This window comes from Virgibacillus sp. CM-4, from assembly GCF_000445495.1.
In the GTDB taxonomy this organism is placed as follows: Bacteria; Bacillota; Bacilli; order Bacillales; family Amphibacillaceae; genus Virgibacillus; species Virgibacillus salexigens.
The window spans coordinates 74953-92658 of sequence record NZ_AUQA01000001.1; the positions used below are offsets into that span (position 1 = coordinate 74953).

Here is a 17706-nt window from a genome sequence, read left to right on the forward strand (position 1 = left end):
CGTAATTTGATTTTCTATTTCCGTTTATGAATTATGATTCTTCAATAACATAATCTTCGGGTATATTTACTCCTTTTTTCTCCAGTCGTTTGACTAAGAAAGCAACATAGATTGGGAGTAATATAGCCGTCGTTACCGTAGATGCCGCAACTTGCACAGTTGCTAATTCCACATTAGCAGCAAAAGCAGAACTCGCCGCAGCAATTGCAGCAGGAGTTGCTACAGCATTACCCGCTGTGGATCCCTCTGCCGCACCAGCAATAGGATTCCATTTCATCATTTTAAATACAAAATATCCTGCTGTACCAGTAACAAATACAGTTAGTAAACCAAGCACAATACCGCCAAGTCCACCTTCAATAATACTTGCAAAATCGATTCCCATACCTAGTGCAAATGCAAAGAATGGAATTAACATAGAACTTCCTTTATTCAAAAACTCTCTCATGTCTCCATCTAAATTACCAAGAACCATTCCTACAACAATTGGTAATAAAACGGATACAAATGATACTACAGAAAACATACCATCTACAAAGCCCATCGTACCGAAGATAGCTAATGCTACCATCGTGAAAAACGGTCCATCATTTAATGCCAAGAGGGAATATGCCGCTCTATCTGTTTTATCTCCATACTGACCAACCATAGCAACATACAATCCCCCATTACTATTTGTCATGGCAGCAATAATAGCAATCGGAGCTAGCCCCATCCAAAGCCCGTTATCCCCAGCAAACATGTAAGCAAGCAAACCAACGATTGCACCAACGACCCATTTTGTCGCAAGTAATGTAGCACCTTTCCCTAAACTAACCCCTACATTACGTAAATTAATTTGAGCACCCGTACAAAGTAAAAACAGAGCAATTAATGTGCTAGCACCATCTACAAAAAGCGCTTGCGTAAAGTTACCAATACGTAACCACTCTGGCACGAAAGTGTTCAATAATGCAGCAAATAATAATGGTACAACCATCATACCTCCAGGTATTTTCTCTAATGTGGCTTTAATCTTCATTTTTTTCTCCCCCTCAAAAATTAGATATAAATACAAGTGATAAGAACGGAATCCACAGTTCATTATTAATGAATCAATTATAAAGCCCTTTCATAATCGATTAAAAAAAACTATAGTCTATGGACTAATTATTATCGTTCAAATATGAAACAAAAATTAAAGCGATTTCAGTGATAATTGTACCCTTTCGTATATTATTTTGCAACAGTTAATTTATCCCTACTAAATATCGTTTCATTTTTAAACAAAAAAAGAAGGAAAGCAATGTTCTGCTTCCCTTCATGTTCACTCGTTAGCCTTCGTTATGAAGTTTCCTCCACAATGTTGTGCGACTAATCCCTAATCGTTTTGCGGCATTGGATTGGTTATTATTCTCCTCCTCGAGCACGCGCTTAATCACCCGTTGCTCCATTTCCATTAATGTACCCTCTATTGGTATGGAAAAATCACCAATTCCTTTATTTTGTATCAGTTTCTCTACATGCTTTGCTTCAATATAATAACCCGTTGTCATTAAGCTTAGCTCTCTACAAACCTTTTTTAATTGCGCTACATTTAATTCCCACTCCAATTGCATAAGTAATTCCATTGCATCTTCTTTCATTCCAATCGCTTCATAGCCACTGTCCGTATGGAATTCAGCTAAGAAATAATTGATAAACGCTGGAATATCCCTTTTCCTTTCTCGTAATGGAATCATATGAATCGTATGATCCGTTAACTGATCGTATAACTTTTGGCTAAATGCACCCTTTTTTACCAACTTTTCTATCGATGCATTACTTACTGATATTACTTGTACATCTATTGATTTATTGCTTACTATTTTTAACAAGCTTGATTGTTCACTCTTACTCATTTTATCGGCATCCCTTAATAGCAATGTTGCTTGTTTAATAGTTCGAACCAGTTTTTTTAAGCTATTTAACTCAGCATGATTCAATGAACCAGCTACTTCGATGATAGGTACATGACTTCCAAAACGCTCAAAATGTATAATCTTGGCTAATGTCTTTTTACCAGTACCAATTTCTCCGTAAATATAAATGGAATGATTAGTGGACGCATAGGTAGGCATATTGTTAGTTAAGCTTTTACTTTGTTCACTATCCCCGATAATCGGTAAGGGAGAAGGATGACTAGTTACCTTTAAATGAACGTATTCTGGTTTCTCCACTTCTGCGTGTACCAGAATACCTACAAGTGAATCTTCTTCATTTACTTTATATGCCTGAGTCATAAATACCTGATTTTCTCCCTTAATTTCACTCCAACAGTCTGCTCCTGAACTCAAAACTTTACGGATAATGTTGTTCAATTGCTTCGTATGTAAGATTTCTTTATATCTTGGATGTACTTGAAAAACATTGTTGTAATCAACGATTTGCTTCGATTCATCAATTATAACTGCAGGTATTGGTAAAGCGGCAAACATATCAGATAAATATTTTGTTTGATATCTAATTTTATTAGCTAAGTGATGTAACCTCTTCGTTTCTTCAAAAGCATCCATTAACGCTTCTTTTCCTGAAGTAATCAACACTCCACGTAAGCCAAGTTGTTTAGCTTCCTGAACGGTTACAACATCCCCGATTATTACAGAATATCCTTCTTGTTTTAATTCTTGTAAATGGTGTTTTACCTCACTTCTAGATTGGATAGTAATCATTTTTACATTGAGTTCTAATATATTGCACAAAGTTGCAGCACCGCGTGATATATTAGCGAATCCTACAAGTGCAACCTTCTTTTGCAGGCCGCTTATCAATGTAAAAACTCGAAGCATATCATATCCAGTAATATCAATATGAACAACAGGTAACGATACTTCATCTTGTATTATTGTTGCGGTACCACCGCGACTTATAATAATCTCATACCCCTGTCGTTCGGCGTTGCGAGCAATTTCTACCCCTTGTTCTAAATTTGCTGTCTGTATATCTAACTGCATATAATTGGGAATCTGAAGGTTTTTTGCGATTTCAACTAACCCAGGATAAGGGGCAATTAATAATGCTTTAATCAATGTCATCCCTCTTTTTGTTCCATTTTTAAACAACTCTATTATTACATAGTTCGTTTCTCTTGTACATCAACGCTCTTTCAGTGGATAAAATAAGGAACATGATGCAAAATAAAGCTGTTTTGAAATTCATATCAAACCTTGGTATAATATCTCTTGCAAGATAGAAAAAATTGAATAACGGCTACCAAACATTTGTATCTTGCAAATATAAATGATAGGTGGTAAACAACATGGAGAACAATAATTATCAAGTATTATTGTACTATCAGTATGTCCAAATTGATGACCCAGAAAGCTATGCTGATGAGCATCTTAAATTCTGCAAAGACATTGGTTTAAAAGGTAGAATTTTAGTAGCACAGGAAGGGATCAATGGTACTGTATCAGGTACAAAAGAACAAACCAAATTGTATATGGATACGATGCATCAAGATCATCGCTTTGCAGATATGGTTTTTAAAATTGATGAGCATGATGGACATGCCTTCAAAAAAATGCATGTTCGCCCTCGCAAAGAGTTAGTTACATTTCGATTAGAGAATGATATAAATCCGTTACAAACAACAGGTAATCATTTATCTCCTAAGGAATTCTACGAGGCTATGCAGGATGAAAACACTGTCGTGATTGATGCACGTAATGATTATGAATATGATTTAGGACATTTTCGCGGTGCCGTCCGTCCAGATATAGAAACATTCCGTGAATTACCAGAATGGATTCGTGAGAATAAGGAACAATTCAAAGATAAAAAAGTATTAACGTATTGTACTGGCGGTATTCGCTGCGAAAAATTTTCTGGTTGGTTATTAGAAGAAGGTTTCGAAGATGTAAACCAATTACATGGTGGAATCGTTACGTACGGAAAAGATCCTGAAGTTCAAGGTGATTTATGGGATGGAAAATGTTACGTATTCGATGAACGTATCTCTGTTCCAGTAAATCAAAAAGAACACGTAGTAGTTGGTGTGGATTATTTCGATGGAAAACCTTGTGAACGATATGTAAACTGTGCAAACCCAGATTGTAATAAACAAATTCTTTGCTCTGAAGAAAATGAGCATACGTATTTACGGGGTTGTACACATGAATGTCGGGTGAGTCCTCGAAATTTATATATTAAAGAACAGGAGCTTTCACAAGAAGAAGTGGAACAACGATTAGCACGAATTGGTGAAAGTTTAATGCAAAATGCGTAATGACAAGAAAGAAGACGTCCTTCTTTTATAAAGGACGTCTTCTTTTTATTTTACATCTGGTTAAGAAAACCAGTCACAGCTGTTACTGTCTTTTCTATTTCCTTTTCTCCATGCTGTGTAGATAAGGAATATCGATTACACGGCTTTGCATATATACCTTCTTTTAACAAATGAGCATCTAAATCTTTCCTTAAACGAAAATCAGCAATTTGATATTCACGATAGTTGGTAACCTTTTCTTCCGTAAATACTATATTAAACATTGCTCCTATCCCAATTGCTTGCATAGCAATTCCTTTTGTTGCAAACAGCCTTTCTAATTGCTGTTTTAATTCATTTGTTTGCATGACTACAAAGTCAAACTCATTTTCTAACACTTGAATGGTTGCAAGTCCTGCTGCTAAGATCATTGGATGACCATTGTACGTACCGCTATGGAAAAGTACATCTTTGGAACTTAAATTGGTAGCATTATTTTTAACAGGCGCACTTTCCATCAATATCTCCCGTTTTCCACCGACAACCCCCATCGGGAATCCAGCTCCAATGACCTTTCCTAAAGCAGTTAAATCCGGCTCAATGCCATAGTAGCCTTGTGCCCCTCCCATACCTATTCGAAATCCAGTTTTCACTTCATCAAATAGGAGAACAATACCTAAATCTTTTGTAAGACGACGCAATTCTTCCATAAACACTTTTTGTGCCGGGATAAACCCGCTTTGGATAGGTTCTAATACTACCACTCCGATTTCATCCCTGTGGTGCTTTAGTAACTCAAACGCATATGAATGATTGAACGGCAAAATAACCGTATGGTCTTGATGATAGGCTCCCACTCCTTTTGATGCAGGTACAGATAGAGGTTCCTCTGCTGGGCCAGCTTCATTAACATCTGGATCCACACTTAATAACACCTGATCATAACCGCCATGATAATGTCCTTCAAATTTAGCTATTTTATGTTTTCCAGTATAAGTTGCTGCTAGACGTAAAGCAAGCAAGGTTGCCTCTGTTCCTGAATTCGTATACCGAAGAAGTTCCATGCTTGGAAAGTATTGCTTTAACTTCTCTCCAAAATCTGCTTCTAACTCATGTGGAGTTCCGAATAACCACGTACCACTTGTATCTAGTTGGGATTGAATTGCATGTTTAATTACAGGATGTCCATGTCCTAGCATTAATGAACCATAGGACAATAGATAATCGACATATTCATTATCATCCACATCCGTTAAATATGCACCATGGCCTTTCTTCATAACAATTGGATGTGGTTCAAAATATTTAATATTGGCTGTCACTCCTCCTGGCATCACCTGTTTAGCTCTGTCCATATATGCCAACGATTGATTCATACGTTTTATCAACCTGCCCACCTCTTTGCGTTAGTTCGTCTGTATTTTTTGATTGAATAACGAGATATTTATTGTATCGTTTTCATGGTAATGGAATTACATTGACAAGTCGAATTGAAATATTTTATGATCATATAAAAATTAATAATAAGGTGGGAATACAGTTGAACTTTGATCAGCTTGAGGCCTTTATTTATATTGCTAATACAGGGAGTTTTAGTAAAGCAGGTGAATTACTTTTTTTATCGCAGCCATCTATTAGTTCTAAGATAAAAGTTTTAGAAAAGGAGCTAGGCGCGCCATTATTTGAACGTAATTATTCAAACGTTTATTTAACTGAGGAGGGGGAAACATTTCTTGCTTTTGCACAAGCAGCTGTCGACTCCATTCAAAAAGGAAAACGCTCTATTCAAAAACGGAACGAACTATTTGATGGTGAAGTAGTTCTTTCTATTGTATTTTCAGGTGCTGGCTACTTCCTCCCTAGTCGCATACAAGCCTTCAGAGATACTTACCCAAACATTAAATTCAGCGTTTTCTCCGGCCATTCTGATCAAGTCTTAGATATGGTACTTAATCAAGACGTTTCCGCCGGAATTGTTCGCTCTATTTATCACCCACAAATCGAAAGTTTCTGTATCGAAGAAGATGAAATGATACTAGTCTACCATTCAGATCATCCCTTAAGTAAATTAGATAAGCCAACCCTTGAGGATCTAGCTAATTCACCACTAATTTTATATAAGCCAGAGACCAAAGATTGGAAATTAATTCAAAACGCTTTTAAAAAGGTAGAACTGGCTCCAAATATTGTTGCTGAGATTGATAGTATTGATGGTGCGAAAGAAATGGTTAAAAATAATATAGGTGCTTCGTTTCTTCCATATTTTTCTGTTAAAAATGACTTGCATAATGGCTTATTACATACAATTAAAATAGACGGAATTCCTAAAATAGAACGAGATTTTGAATTAATTATTAAAAAAGAACAAACCGTTGATGATGCAACAAAATTATTTATTGATTTCATAACTAACTAACCGGTTACTAACTAAACCATTCATTTTGACAGTGACACCCCCTATTGCTATTCTTTTTTTAAAGGAGGCTATTGGTATGAATGTCTATGATTTTCAAACTACTTTAATAGATGGGAAGGAAAAATCTTTAGCAGATTATCAAGGGGATGTTCTTTTAATTGTAAACACAGCAAGTAAATGCGGATTCACGCCTCAATTGGAAGACTTACAAAACCTATACAATTCTTATAAGGAACAAGGATTTAATGTACTTGGTTTTCCATGTAATCAATTTAATAATCAAGATCCTGGCTCGGACGATGAAATCTCAGATTTCTGTCAATTAAATTATGGGGTTACCTTCCCCATGTTTAGCAAGGTAGATGTAAAAGGAGAAAATATTCATCCATTGTTTAAGCACCTTACAGAAGAGGCGAAAGGTATGTTAACAAAGCAGATCAAGTGGAATTTCACCAAGTTTCTGATTAATAAACAAGGAGAGGTAATTGCCCGCTATGCTCCTCAAACAAAACCAAATCAACTAGCGAAAGATATTGAAGCTGCATTAAAAGCATAATTTAAAGGGAGGCCAATGAACATTTGGTCTCCCCTTTCTCTTACCTTATAGTACCTTATCAAGAAAATCTCTAGCTCGTTCGGAAGTTGGCTGTTCAAAAAATCTCGTAGGTTCTGCTTCTTCTACTAATCTACCGTTATCCAAAAACAAGACCCGATCAGCTACTTCTTTCGCAAAATTCATTTCATGCGTTACAATCACCATCGTCATACCCGTCTGTGCCAGATCTTTGATCACATCCAGTACCTCTTTCACCATTTCTGGATCTAATGCTGAAGTCGGCTCATCAAATAACATAATACTTGGTTCCATTGCTAATGCCCTTGCAATCGCAACTCGTTGTTTTTGTCCACCAGATAAACGGTTGGGATACGTATCCTCTTTATCCGTTAATCCTACTTTCGTTAGTAACTGCTTGGCCGTTTTCTCTGCTTCTTGTTTTGATACACCCTTCACCTTTTGCGGCGCATAAGAAACATTATCTAGTACGGTCATATGTGGAAATAAATGAAAATGTTGAAAAACCATTCCGATATTTTTACGGATAACTAATTTATTGGTTTTAGGCAGCGTAATTTCCTGATCGTGAAGAAATATTTGTCCTTCTGTTGGGTCTTCTAATAGGTTTAAACAACGTAGAAAAGTAGATTTACCTGACCCAGAAGGTCCAATTATAGTCACTACTTCCCCTTGCTTGATTGTAGTAGTTATTTGCTGAAGAACTGTACTTTCACCAAATACTTTCGTAATATTGTTTGCTTTAATCACTTTGACGAAGCCTCCGTTCCACTAATCTTCCTACAGAGGTAAGAATATAAACAATTACCCAATATATGAGACCAGCAAATAACAATGGTTCGAAGTTACGATACAAATCTGAACCAACAACTTGCGCTCTTCGCATAATATCTAAATAACCTATGGTAGATACAAGTGCTGATTCCTTTGTTAATGTAATAAACTCATTCATCATTGCAGGCAATATATTTTTAAATGCCTGTGGTAAGATAATATTTAGCATCATCGGTTTATATGGTACCCCTAAAGCTTCTGCCGCTTCGGTTTGTCCTTTATCTACTGCTAAAATCCCACCGCGAATAATTTCGGAAATATATGCTGCCGAATTCAAACCGAAGGCGAGAACAGCTGATAAAAACGCAGAGATATCATACCCCGTTAATTGTGGTACAGCATAATAAATAATCATGAGTTGTAAAATAAGTGGCGTCCCTCGAAATATTGACGTATACGCATCCGCTAACCACTTTAATAGGGGGGTTTTTGTAATTTTACATAGGGATAATAGCGTACCTAATATAAATCCCATTAGAATCGAAACACTTACAAATTTTAATGTAGCCCATATTCCCTCAAGTATAAAAGGAATATAAGGCACGATTTGGCTGAAGTCCAAATTCATGCCTTATCACCTCGCTTTTCTCTATCTATTGCTTTATTCAACGTTAGATAACCATTTTTCTTCCAGTTCTTTAATTTTTCCTTCTTCTTCTAATTTCGCTAATGCTCCATTCACTTCATTAACGAAGTCATTTCCTTTCGGGAAAGCAATAGCCATGCCAGGTGAGCTAGTTGTTGGATCATCAAATCCGCTTAACCCTTGCTCCTCTTGATAGCCTACTGCTACGGTCTTATCCATATACCCGACGTCAATTCGATTGGAATTTAATTCTTGAACAAGTAGGCCAGAGTTATCAACTTTCTTCACTTCAAAACCATATTCTTCAGCTAGTTTCTCTGCACCTTCCTCTTGAATCGTACCAAGCTGCACACCAACTGTTTTCCCTTTCAGATCGTCGAGTGATTGGATATCCGAATCAGCTTTGGTTAGGAATGATTCTCCTGAATGATGATATTCCGTCGAAAAATCAACATTCTTTTTACGTTCTTCTGTAGCACTCATACCAGACAAAACCATATCTACTCGATCTGCTTGTAAAGCACCAATTAATCCATCAAATTTCATATCTTCTATGTTTAATTCATAACCTAATTCGTCCGCAATCATATGTGCTAGTTCAATATCAAAACCTTCAAAGTTACCTTCTGGGTCACGAGATTCGAAGGGTGGGAAATCCGCAGAAGTAGCCATCTTAAGTACTTTCTTGCCTTCTGAATTCGCATCACTAGAAGCCTCGCCATTATTACCTTGACTTTCACACGCGGCTAATACCGCACCAATTAGCATGAATACGATAAATAAGTTCGTTAATTTCATCATTTTCTTCCCCTCAATTTCGTTTTTATTTATTAAATGCCCCTTTAATTTCAGAGAGCAATATAGGGTTTGTTATGATTTCAAAACCTGTTTTTGCTAGAGCCAGAGCCCCATCTGCAATTACCTGATGACCTTTATCTGTTATCGTTAAATCCGCAAACTCCTTTGTATGCGCGATTAATCCTGGCTCATCCAAACCAATATAAGGGTGAATGGCTGGCACAACTTGGCTAACATTGCCCATATCAATAGATCCATAGTTTTGTTTAGCTGCTTGCACAGGTTTTTTTGTTATTTCTTGTAAATGATTTGTAAACGTTTTTGATAATGGTTGATTTGTTAGCATATTGTCATAACTCAATTCATAGTTAGATATCTCGAGTGTTGCTCCTGTCATCATCGCTACACCATTTGCAATATGTTTCACTTGATTAACAACTTCATTTAACATGCGTCTCTCCTTCGCCCGTACATAAAACTGAGCAGTCGCCTTATCAGGTACAACGTTGGCAGCATGTCCACCTTCTGATATGATGCCATGAATTCGAATATCTGACGAAAGATGCTGGCGTAGAGCATTTATCCCATTAAATAATTGAATAACACTATCAAGTGCATTAATTCCCTGCTCAGGAGAGGCTGCTGCATGTGAAGACTTCCCGTAATAAGTAAACTGAATTGCATCCATAGCTAATGATTCTCCACTCTCATAGGAACTGTCACTAGGATGAACCATCATTGCTACATCCATTTCATCAAAAATCCCCTGTTCACTCATTGGCACCTTGGCACCATTTGTCTCTTCAGCAGGAGTCCCTAAAACTATAACACTTCCCCCAACCTCCTCTACCTGTTTGCTTAGCGCAATACCTGCTCCAACACTCATCGTGCCAATTAAATTATGACCGCAACCATGTCCAACTTCTGGTAAAGCATCATACTCAGCTAAATATGCAATCACAGGTCCTGGTTGTTTACCTTTAAATGTCGCTTTAAAAGCAGTTTCTCGATCTGCAATACCAGTTTCAATCGTAAATCCATGACTTGCTAGTAAATGAACGAGAGCTTTCATCGATTCATATTCTTGATCTCCTAACTCTGGATGCTTGTATAAGTCATCACTAATTGTACATAACTCTAAATGAATTTCTTCTATTTGTTGTTTCAAAAACGCATCCATCTTCGTTCCCACCCATATGCATATTTATTAATTTATATGTATATTTATACCACAATATGTATAGCTATGCAATAGTTATTTTATTCCACCATTTCACAGAACGGCAGTCTCTTTTACATTGTCAATTAGTTATGATTAAATGCATAAAAAACTTCTGGACACAACTAGAATAGCTAATCCAAAACCCGAATGGTAAAATAACTATTAATTGAAGGTGAAACAAAGCACAGTTTAAGTACGTATAGCAGAAGCGAAGTATGTTGATGGCGTAATGATAGAAGAAATTTTAAGTGTAAACAAATAATCCGAACAGATTCGAAAGAAACCGTCCGGATTATTATTGGAATAAGATTTTTTTATCTTCGTCTCTTTTTAATAAGCTTTTGCCCAAAAAACTAACTCTTTTGCTGGTTTTCCACAGCATACACAGATATCCGCAACTTGCTCTTGTTCAAATGGAATACAACGGGAAGTAGCTAACGTATCTTCTTTGATTTTCTCTTCGCAAGCTAGGTCTCCACACCACATTGCTTTAATAAAGCCAGGATTTTCATGTAATACACGACTAAATTCTTCTATCGTAGTGGCAATACTTGTTTTTTTATCACGATGATTCTTTGCCTTCGTATACAAATTCAATTGGACTTCTTCTAAAAGTGCCGTCAATCTTGTTTGTAGTTCAGTTAAAGGAACGAATTCTTTTTCGCCTGTATCGCGACGTACAAGAACCACTTGCTCTTTTTCCATATCCTTTGGCCCCATTTCAATTCGAACTGGGATACCCTTCATTTCATATTCATTAAACTTCCATCCAGGCATCTTATCACTAGCATCAATATCAACACGAACAATATCCTTTAATTGATCACGCAATTCATAAGCTTTGTCCAACACACCTTCTTTATGTTGTGCAATTGGAACAATCATTGCTTGTGTTGGAGCAATGCGAGGTGGAATTACTAGCCCTCGATTATCACCGTGTACCATAATTAATGCTCCCATAATACGCGTGGAAAGCCCCCAAGAGGTTTGATGAACATATTGACTATCTCCATTTTCATCTAAGTACGTAATATCAAATGCTTCGGCAAATCCAGATCCAAAATGATGCGAGGTACCTGACTGCAAAGCTTTCCCATCATGCATAAGGCTTTCGATTGTTAACGTGTATTTTGCACCAGCAAATTTCTCTTTATCCGTTTTCTTACCACGCAAGACAGGAATTGCTAGATATTCTTCAACGAGATCCGCATAAATAGTTAACATTTGATTCGTTTCTTTTGATGCATCCTCATCTGTAGCATGAGCAGTATGGCCTTCCTGCCAATGGAATTCCGAGGAACGTAAAAATGGGCGTGTAGTTTTTTCCCAACGAACGACATTCCCCCACTGATTATACAATTTAGGTAAATCACGATAGGAATGAATGTTTTTGGAATAGTAATCACAGAATAACACTTCGGAAGTAGGACGAATCGCAAGGCGTTCTGTTAACTCCTCTTCTCCTCCGTGAGTCACCCATGCAACTTCTGGTGCAAATCCCTCTACATGATCCTTCTCTTTTTGTAATAAGCTTTCAGGAATAAATAATGGGAAGGCAACATTGGTATGGCCTGTTTGTTTAAATTTTTTATCAAGCTCATCTTTGATATTTTCCCAAATAGCATAACCATAAGGTTTAATAATCATAGTGCCGCGAACTTGACCATAGTCAACGAGATCAGCCTGTTTTACTACATCTGTATACCATTGTGCAAAATCATCTTCCATTGCAGTTATCTTTTCTACAAACTGCTTATTCTTTTTGCCCAAATCAAACACCTCTTTACGATATATAGTAATAAAATACGATTAAAAACATTAAAAAAATCCTCCATCCAATAAAGGGACCGAGGTTGGTGGTACCACCCTTGTTTACGTATATAATGACACTACGTACACTCTTTGTTGATAACGGATACGATCCGCACTGCCTTATAACATAGAAGCCTTTCCGACAGTGAGCTCAGGGAGCAGGTTCTAACCATTGCCTTAGGAATTCTCAGCGGCCATTCCCTCTCTAAAAAGACATCCAGATTATACTAATCTCCTTCATTGCTACAGATATTACCTTCACTATATAGTTTACAATTAACAAAGTCAAGATTTAACGAAGGACTTTTGATACAAGGAAAACAAATCACCATCGATATCCTTCTGTTTAAGATACACAAAACCGGCGTGTTTATATAATTGATTTAGACCTGAATTATCAGCCACACAATCAAGTCGAAGAAAGCAATTTGTTCCAGTTAACTGATTATCCATCCATTGTAGAATTTGTTTTCCAATCCCTTTGCCATGATACCTGCTGCCCACAGCAAAGCGATGAAGATAAAAGGCATTATCTTCCCGATGACCCCACATACAAATATCCCATTCATTCTGTTGATTAGAAAGATTAAATGTAGCAACTAGCTGATTATTTTGCTCTACAACGTATGTCGTATCAGATTGGATGTCTGATTGAATCTTAGCGTCTTCCTCTCCAGTTAGTAAATGACCCCATTGTTCTATCCCCTTTGCTTGTACCCATTGTGCAGCAGTTTTCAGTAAATGAATAATTTCATCCATGTCTTCCAATTTTGCTTTTCTAACTGTATATCCACTATATGGATCGTTCAACGCAATATTAATCACAATCCCCCCTGGAAAGAACTTTTGCAGCTAATGTCTTTTCAAAATGCGCCAATGCCCACTCATGCCCTGTGTGATTAAAGCTTGCTACTGCATCCTCATAGACGATAATGTTGAATCCTTTATTATAGGCATCCATGGCTGTATGTAAAATACAAATATCTGTACAAACTCCTACAAGATGTATTTCCGTTATACCTCTCTCACGTAACTTCATTTCTAAATCCGTACCTTGAAATGCACTATATCTTGTCTTATCAAGAAAGTAAACATTTTCTTTGTCTTGATGTTCTTGATAAACTTTTGCAAGTTTTCCATATAAGTTCCTGCCTGAAGTGCCACGTATATTATGCGCTGGAAAAAGCGAAGACTCTGGATGGTAATTATCTCCCTCTACATGTGTATCTATCGCAAATACAACAAACTCCCCTTGTTGTATAAAGTTAGTTGTATAGTTAACAATAGATGTTTCAATAGCTTGACCTGGCTTTCCACACGTTAACTTACCATCATCAGCCACGAAATCATTCGTATAATCTACATTGATCAAAGCCTTTCTCATTACAGCATCCCCCTATACACTAAAATAAGATAGCAACAAAGAACCAAATAATCATAAACAGCTGGATAATTACTTTAGCTATCGTTCCTCCTAGAAAACCTACTAATGAACCAAAAGAAGCTAAAAGTGCTTCTTGTACGGTTCGTTGCTGCATTAATTCAATGATAAACACGGTTAAAAACGGAACGATTAATATCCCGAATGGAGGAATAATGAATGAACCTACAATAACAGCAATCGCTGCACCACGTTCTCCCCACTTACTTCCACCGTATTTTTTTACAAAATAACCATTTGCAATAACGTCTGCAACAATGAGAATTACCGTAATAATAGACATTGCTATCCAAAATGACATCGTTAATTCATTTGCGTTAATTACAAAGTGATAGATGAGAAAACCAATCCATATCACAAGTACGGATGGAACAATTGGGAAAATGACCCCTACAAAACTTAAAATAAACAATGCACTAATTAAAATCCACATGATTATGTCTAACATAGTTACCTCCAACGTCACTTACTTTTTTGAAAACATATATGATAGTTTTGTTTCCTGCTTCGTAATTATACGTCTGTAGTTCTCCATATGTTTCGCTACACTTAAAATTGATAAAAAAATGACGATAGAAGTGGGCTCTGGGCCAAAAAAAACAAACGTTGTAATTAAAAAAGAAAGATACATACATAATACACCAACAACTAGGTAATCCGTTGCAAAAGTAAATAATAACAGTATTCCTATTCCAATAACAGCAATTTTCCAATCTATGGCTAATAAGATGCCGACGAGTGAAGCAGTCCCTTTTCCTCCACTAAATTTCATTGTAATTGGATAGTTATGTCCTAGAATAATGAATAAAGCTGTAATATAGATGAGCAATGTTTGCTCTTTACCATTGATCCCATTTTCATTTAAAATATAGAGTACAAGTAATATTGCAAACGTAGCTTTAAATATATCAATTAATGCAACTAGTATCCCATATTTCCATCCAAGTAAAATAGTCGCGTTAGAAGCACCTGCGTTTTTTACTCCATTCTTCTTTATATCCACCTGTTTATATATACTTACTAGCTGCGATCCATGCAGGCAGCCTGCTAAGTATCCAATAATTGAGACAGCTAACGTAATCATTATATCCCCCTTCCTTTTACTCATTATAACGTAAAACTGGAAGAAAATAATAAAGATTTTTTAAGATTTTGGTATTTCAACTTAATACCCTTTAAAGAAGAAATAATATTTTTACATTAGAGGAGATCACCATGAGAAAATTGCAACAAATACTACTTCCATGGCTGCTAATTTCCGTATTTCTCATCATCTTATTCCAACTTTATCAAGGACAAAACGAAGAGTATACAGACCAAAGAGAAGATGTTGGAGCAGCAACGGAATTACATCCAACGGTGGAAGAGAAGAAAAATAAATTAATTGAACAAGCAGTAACGAAAGATATCCATGTAGTGATAACGGATGACGTTCGCTCATTTGAACGCCAAGAAGAATTATATCAGCAAGGAAGAGCGACAGATGGCGAGATTGTGACATACGCACAAGGTGGCGAATCCTATCATAATTATGGACTTGCTATCGACTATGCACTTGAAAACAAAAACGGCGAGTTAATTTGGGATATCCATTACGATGGCAATAATAATAATCAATCCGATTGGTTCGAGGTTGCAAATATTGCAAAAAATCTAGGATTTGAGTGGGGTGGAGACTGGGAAGGATTTAAAGATTATCCACATTTACAAATAACATTTGGCTTAAGCATTGAACAACTGCAACGTGGTATACGCCCTAAGCCTGCACAAGAATAGTTTATTTTGTTACCACTTTCTAATAAAAAATGTAGCTTTTCCTTATGAATGAAAAGCTACACTTTTATTAACGGAATCTCGACCAACACGCATCAAAGCTCCAGGGAAGTCTTCATCCGGATAACCAAATGAAATACCAAATAATAGTTTCATGTCCTCTGATATGTCTAGAGATTCTCTGACTTGATTAGCAAAAAAGCCTAATGATGTTTGCGGAACGCCACCTAATCCCCTCGCTGCAAGAGCTAATAAAAATGACTGACCATACATCCCAATATCGGCGGCTACTCGAACGTTATCCCCAAAAGATGGCATAAATAGAAAGGCAACATGAGGAGCGTGAAAGAATTCATAGTTTAAGTTAACGACACGCATTCTGCCTTCACGGTCATTCCTATCGATTCCCATCGCCTGTTGATAAGCAATGGCTTGTTCTATTTGACGTTCAGAATAACGCGCATAATAATCTTTTGTATCAAATGAAAAATCAGCAGTATGTTGGCCATTACGATTCGCTTCTAAAATCTTGCGACTTAATTCATCTTTTATATTCCCGGATACAATATGAACGTCCCAGGGTTGCGTATTACAATTGGAAGGAGTAAATTGAGCATCTTCCAAAACTTCCGTAATGGTCTCGCTATTTACCGGCGTCGATTTAAATCCCCTGATTGAGCTTCTACTACGGACTAACTTTTGAAAATAATTCTTATCTATGGGACGACCCCTCCTTAGATATCTGTATAGCTTGTACATTATCCTATATGTATATCATAAATGATCGATTATCATATCAAAAGTAATAAAGCTGTTGAATGCGACCAACAGCTTTATTTGTTTCTATATTATATCATGATTCACCTGGGAAAAGGATTCCATTTTCTTTTCTAAGTTGTTCAGTTATTTGGACAACGATACGGCTTCTTTCCAGACAGGCATCATGCCATTTCCTATCTTTTCCTTTCAACATTTTCTCAAAAGCTTGAATTTCATAGATCATGTCAGCCTCATATTGTTGACTTGCAAGCAAAGTTGTTTTTGAAGCAATACGGTCATATAATTGCAGATCACTAATTGGAGCTACACTATCCATCGTCAAGGAACCATCTTCACCATGAATTTCTGACGGCAGGCTTGCATTGGCAATTTTTGAACAAAGAATAGTTACAATAAAACCCTTATAGGTTAATACAATTGTGCCACTACCATCAATCCCATTAGATAATAAAACTGGGAAATAATTGACTTTCTCGGGCTGTCCAAACAAATCAATTGCCATGCTTAACGGATATACACCCAAATCCATTAATGCACCACCGGCAAAAGTTTTAGAGAATATATTTGGATCTTTACCTTCTTTATATTGATCATATTTTGATGAATATTTCACATATTGAAACATGGCACTACGAATAACGCCAATTTGTAATAGTTGTTCTTTTAAGATTTTGTAATTAGGAGAGAATAGATGCCGGAACCCTTCAAAAACGAAGACATCATTGGCCCTCGCCAAGTCCATTATCTCTTCTAATTGCTGCACAGTATATACCATTGGTTTTTCACAAAATACATGTTTCCCATTCTGTATACATAATTTGATATGATCGGCATGCAATTTATTGGGTGAAGCAACATACACAACATCACTTTCATCCGTAAGCATCGCTTGCAGATCCGTAAATATATGAGCTGCTCCATGCTTTTCTGCAAAACGATGGGCTTTTTGTTCATTTCTTGAATAGACCGAGACTAATTCAGCTACCCCTGATTGTTGCGCAGCATCAATAAAAGCATCGGTTATCCAACTTGTTCCTATTGTAGAATACTTCAAAGCTCTATTCTCCCCTTTTATCCGTACTATCTTCTTCGTGCTTTCCTTCTGTTGTTTCCCATTCATCTGGTAATGGATCGATTTCATGCTTATAAGCGTATCCTTTTGAGATCGTCACTAAGGACAAGATAAGAACGATTGCGACTACAATAATACAGGCGATAATTACTACAATATAAGTAGACACAAAG

General features: G+C 36.6%; 19 protein-coding genes and 1 other annotated feature. Of the genes, 4 read left to right on the top strand and 15 right to left on the bottom strand.

From position 1 onward, the window contains the following. Positions 1-31 precede the first annotated feature (31 nt). Both M948_RS22910 and M948_RS22915 read right to left on the bottom strand, forming a co-directional pair. Positions 32-1021: a 2-keto-3-deoxygluconate permease gene (locus tag M948_RS22910; RefSeq protein ID WP_021288659.1), complete on the bottom strand. Its 990-nt coding sequence runs from the start codon at positions 1019-1021 to the stop codon at positions 32-34. Positions 1022-1313: 292 nt separating this feature from the next. Next, positions 1314-3047, bottom strand: a complete 1734-nt coding sequence (locus M948_RS22915; RefSeq protein ID WP_021288660.1) for a PrpR N-terminal domain-containing protein — start codon at positions 3045-3047, stop codon at positions 1314-1316. A gap of 230 nt (positions 3048-3277) precedes the next feature. Between M948_RS22915 and M948_RS22920 the strand changes: the two genes are divergently transcribed. Further along, the gene (locus M948_RS22920) at positions 3278-4246 is read left to right on the top strand and encodes an oxygen-dependent tRNA uridine(34) hydroxylase TrhO (RefSeq protein WP_021288661.1); all 969 of its coding nucleotides are present in this window, start codon (positions 3278-3280) and stop codon (positions 4244-4246) included. Between the two features lie 50 nt (positions 4247-4296). Here the strand turns inward: M948_RS22920 and M948_RS22925 are convergent, their stop codons facing one another. Continuing rightward, positions 4297-5622, bottom strand: coding sequence for an aspartate aminotransferase family protein (locus M948_RS22925; protein ID WP_031334873.1), 1326 nt, complete (start codon positions 5620-5622; stop codon positions 4297-4299). Between the two features lie 143 nt (positions 5623-5765). Between M948_RS22925 and M948_RS22930 the strand changes: the two genes are divergently transcribed. Both M948_RS22930 and M948_RS22935 read left to right on the top strand, forming a co-directional pair. Continuing rightward, entirely contained in the window at positions 5766-6641 is an 876-nt protein-coding gene (locus M948_RS22930; protein ID WP_021288663.1) for a LysR family transcriptional regulator, read from the top strand. Positions 6642-6717: 76 nt separating this feature from the next. Beyond that, on the top strand, positions 6718-7197 hold the full coding sequence (locus tag M948_RS22935) for a glutathione peroxidase (RefSeq protein WP_021288664.1): 480 nt from the start codon (positions 6718-6720) through the stop codon (positions 7195-7197). Positions 7198-7242: 45 nt separating this feature from the next. On the opposite strand, the gene M948_RS22940 is transcribed toward M948_RS22935, so the two are convergent. The 9 genes from M948_RS22940 to M948_RS22980 form a co-directional block, all read right to left on the bottom strand. Then, positions 7243-7965, bottom strand: a complete 723-nt coding sequence (locus M948_RS22940; protein ID WP_021288665.1) for an amino acid ABC transporter ATP-binding protein — start codon at positions 7963-7965, stop codon at positions 7243-7245. Further along, a complete protein-coding gene (locus M948_RS22945) occupies positions 7958-8617 on the bottom strand; it encodes an amino acid ABC transporter permease (RefSeq protein ID WP_021288666.1) in 660 nt (219 codons plus the stop codon). Before M948_RS22945 ends, M948_RS22940 begins: the two co-directional genes overlap by 8 nt. A 33-nt stretch (positions 8618-8650) precedes the next feature. Further along, positions 8651-9436 (bottom strand): ABC transporter substrate-binding protein, encoded by a 786-nt coding sequence (locus M948_RS22950; protein ID WP_031334875.1) that lies wholly within the window; start codon positions 9434-9436, stop codon positions 8651-8653. 22 nt (positions 9437-9458) lie between these two features. Next, the gene (locus M948_RS22955) at positions 9459-10613 is read right to left on the bottom strand and encodes a M20 family metallopeptidase (RefSeq protein WP_021288668.1); all 1155 of its coding nucleotides are present in this window, start codon (positions 10611-10613) and stop codon (positions 9459-9461) included. 372 nt (positions 10614-10985) lie between these two features. Beyond that, positions 10986-12425 (bottom strand): proline--tRNA ligase, encoded by a 1440-nt coding sequence (gene proS, locus M948_RS22960; protein ID WP_021288669.1) that lies wholly within the window; start codon positions 12423-12425, stop codon positions 10986-10988. 69 nt (positions 12426-12494) lie between these two features. Continuing rightward, positions 12495-12717 (bottom strand) — a binding site (T-box leader). A 35-nt stretch (positions 12718-12752) separates the two neighbouring features. Further along, positions 12753-13292: a GNAT family N-acetyltransferase gene (locus M948_RS22965; protein WP_021288670.1), complete on the bottom strand. Its 540-nt coding sequence runs from the start codon at positions 13290-13292 to the stop codon at positions 12753-12755. Next, positions 13285-13851 (bottom strand): cysteine hydrolase family protein, encoded by a 567-nt coding sequence (locus tag M948_RS22970; RefSeq protein ID WP_021288671.1) that lies wholly within the window; start codon positions 13849-13851, stop codon positions 13285-13287. The genes M948_RS22965 and M948_RS22970 overlap by 8 nt, the downstream gene beginning before the upstream one ends. 19 nt (positions 13852-13870) lie before the next feature. Continuing rightward, on the bottom strand, positions 13871-14356 hold the full coding sequence (locus M948_RS22975) for a DUF456 domain-containing protein (protein ID WP_021288672.1): 486 nt from the start codon (positions 14354-14356) through the stop codon (positions 13871-13873). Between the two features lie 18 nt (positions 14357-14374). Next, complete coding sequence (locus M948_RS22980; RefSeq protein WP_021288673.1) at positions 14375-14992, bottom strand: glycerol-3-phosphate acyltransferase; 618 nt, start codon at positions 14990-14992, stop codon at positions 14375-14377. Positions 14993-15123: 131 nt separating this feature from the next. Here M948_RS22980 and M948_RS22985 point away from each other — a divergent pair, with 131 nt between their 5' ends. Continuing rightward, a complete protein-coding gene (locus M948_RS22985; protein ID WP_021288674.1) occupies positions 15124-15684 on the top strand; it encodes a M15 family metallopeptidase in 561 nt (186 codons plus the stop codon). A gap of 42 nt (positions 15685-15726) precedes the next feature. Here M948_RS22985 and M948_RS22990 read toward each other — a convergent pair whose 3' ends face one another. The 3 genes from M948_RS22990 to ytzI form a co-directional block, all read right to left on the bottom strand. Continuing rightward, positions 15727-16440 carry a nitroreductase gene (locus M948_RS22990; protein ID WP_051170007.1) on the bottom strand — a complete coding sequence of 238 codons (714 nt, stop codon included), beginning with the start codon at positions 16438-16440 and terminating at the stop codon, positions 15727-15729. Positions 16441-16534: 94 nt separating this feature from the next. Beyond that, complete coding sequence (locus M948_RS22995; protein WP_021288676.1) at positions 16535-17515, bottom strand: Gfo/Idh/MocA family protein; 981 nt, start codon at positions 17513-17515, stop codon at positions 16535-16537. A gap of 4 nt (positions 17516-17519) precedes the next feature. Further along, positions 17520-17702: a YtzI protein gene (gene ytzI, locus M948_RS23000; RefSeq protein ID WP_021288677.1), complete on the bottom strand. Its 183-nt coding sequence runs from the start codon at positions 17700-17702 to the stop codon at positions 17520-17522. Positions 17703-17706 lie beyond the last annotated feature (4 nt).

Bases quoted from the DNA above. Each gene is read 5' to 3' on its own strand.
- M948_RS22910 (WP_021288659.1), bottom strand. From the start codon at position 1,021: ATGAAGATTAAAGCCACATTAGAGAAAATACCTGGAGGTATGATGGTT.
- M948_RS22920 (WP_021288661.1), top strand. From the start codon at position 3,278: ATGGAGAACAATAATTATCAAGTATTATTGTACTATCAGTATGTCCAA.
- M948_RS22935 (WP_021288664.1), top strand. From the start codon at position 6,718: ATGAATGTCTATGATTTTCAAACTACTTTAATAGATGGGAAGGAAAAA.
- M948_RS22945 (WP_021288666.1), bottom strand. From the start codon at position 8,617: ATGAATTTGGACTTCAGCCAAATCGTGCCTTATATTCCTTTTATACTT.
- M948_RS22950 (WP_031334875.1), bottom strand. From the start codon at position 9,436: ATGATGAAATTAACGAACTTATTTATCGTATTCATGCTAATTGGTGCG.
- M948_RS22955 (WP_021288668.1), bottom strand. From the start codon at position 10,613: ATGGATGCGTTTTTGAAACAACAAATAGAAGAAATTCATTTAGAGTTA.
- M948_RS22970 (WP_021288671.1), bottom strand. From the start codon at position 13,851: ATGAGAAAGGCTTTGATCAATGTAGATTATACGAATGATTTCGTGGCT.
- M948_RS22975 (WP_021288672.1), bottom strand. From the start codon at position 14,356: ATGTTAGACATAATCATGTGGATTTTAATTAGTGCATTGTTTATTTTA.
- M948_RS22980 (WP_021288673.1), bottom strand. From the start codon at position 14,992: ATGATTACGTTAGCTGTCTCAATTATTGGATACTTAGCAGGCTGCCTG.
- M948_RS22985 (WP_021288674.1), top strand. From the start codon at position 15,124: ATGAGAAAATTGCAACAAATACTACTTCCATGGCTGCTAATTTCCGTA.
- M948_RS22990 (WP_051170007.1), bottom strand. From the start codon at position 16,440: ATGTACAAGCTATACAGATATCTAAGGAGGGGTCGTCCCATAGATAAG.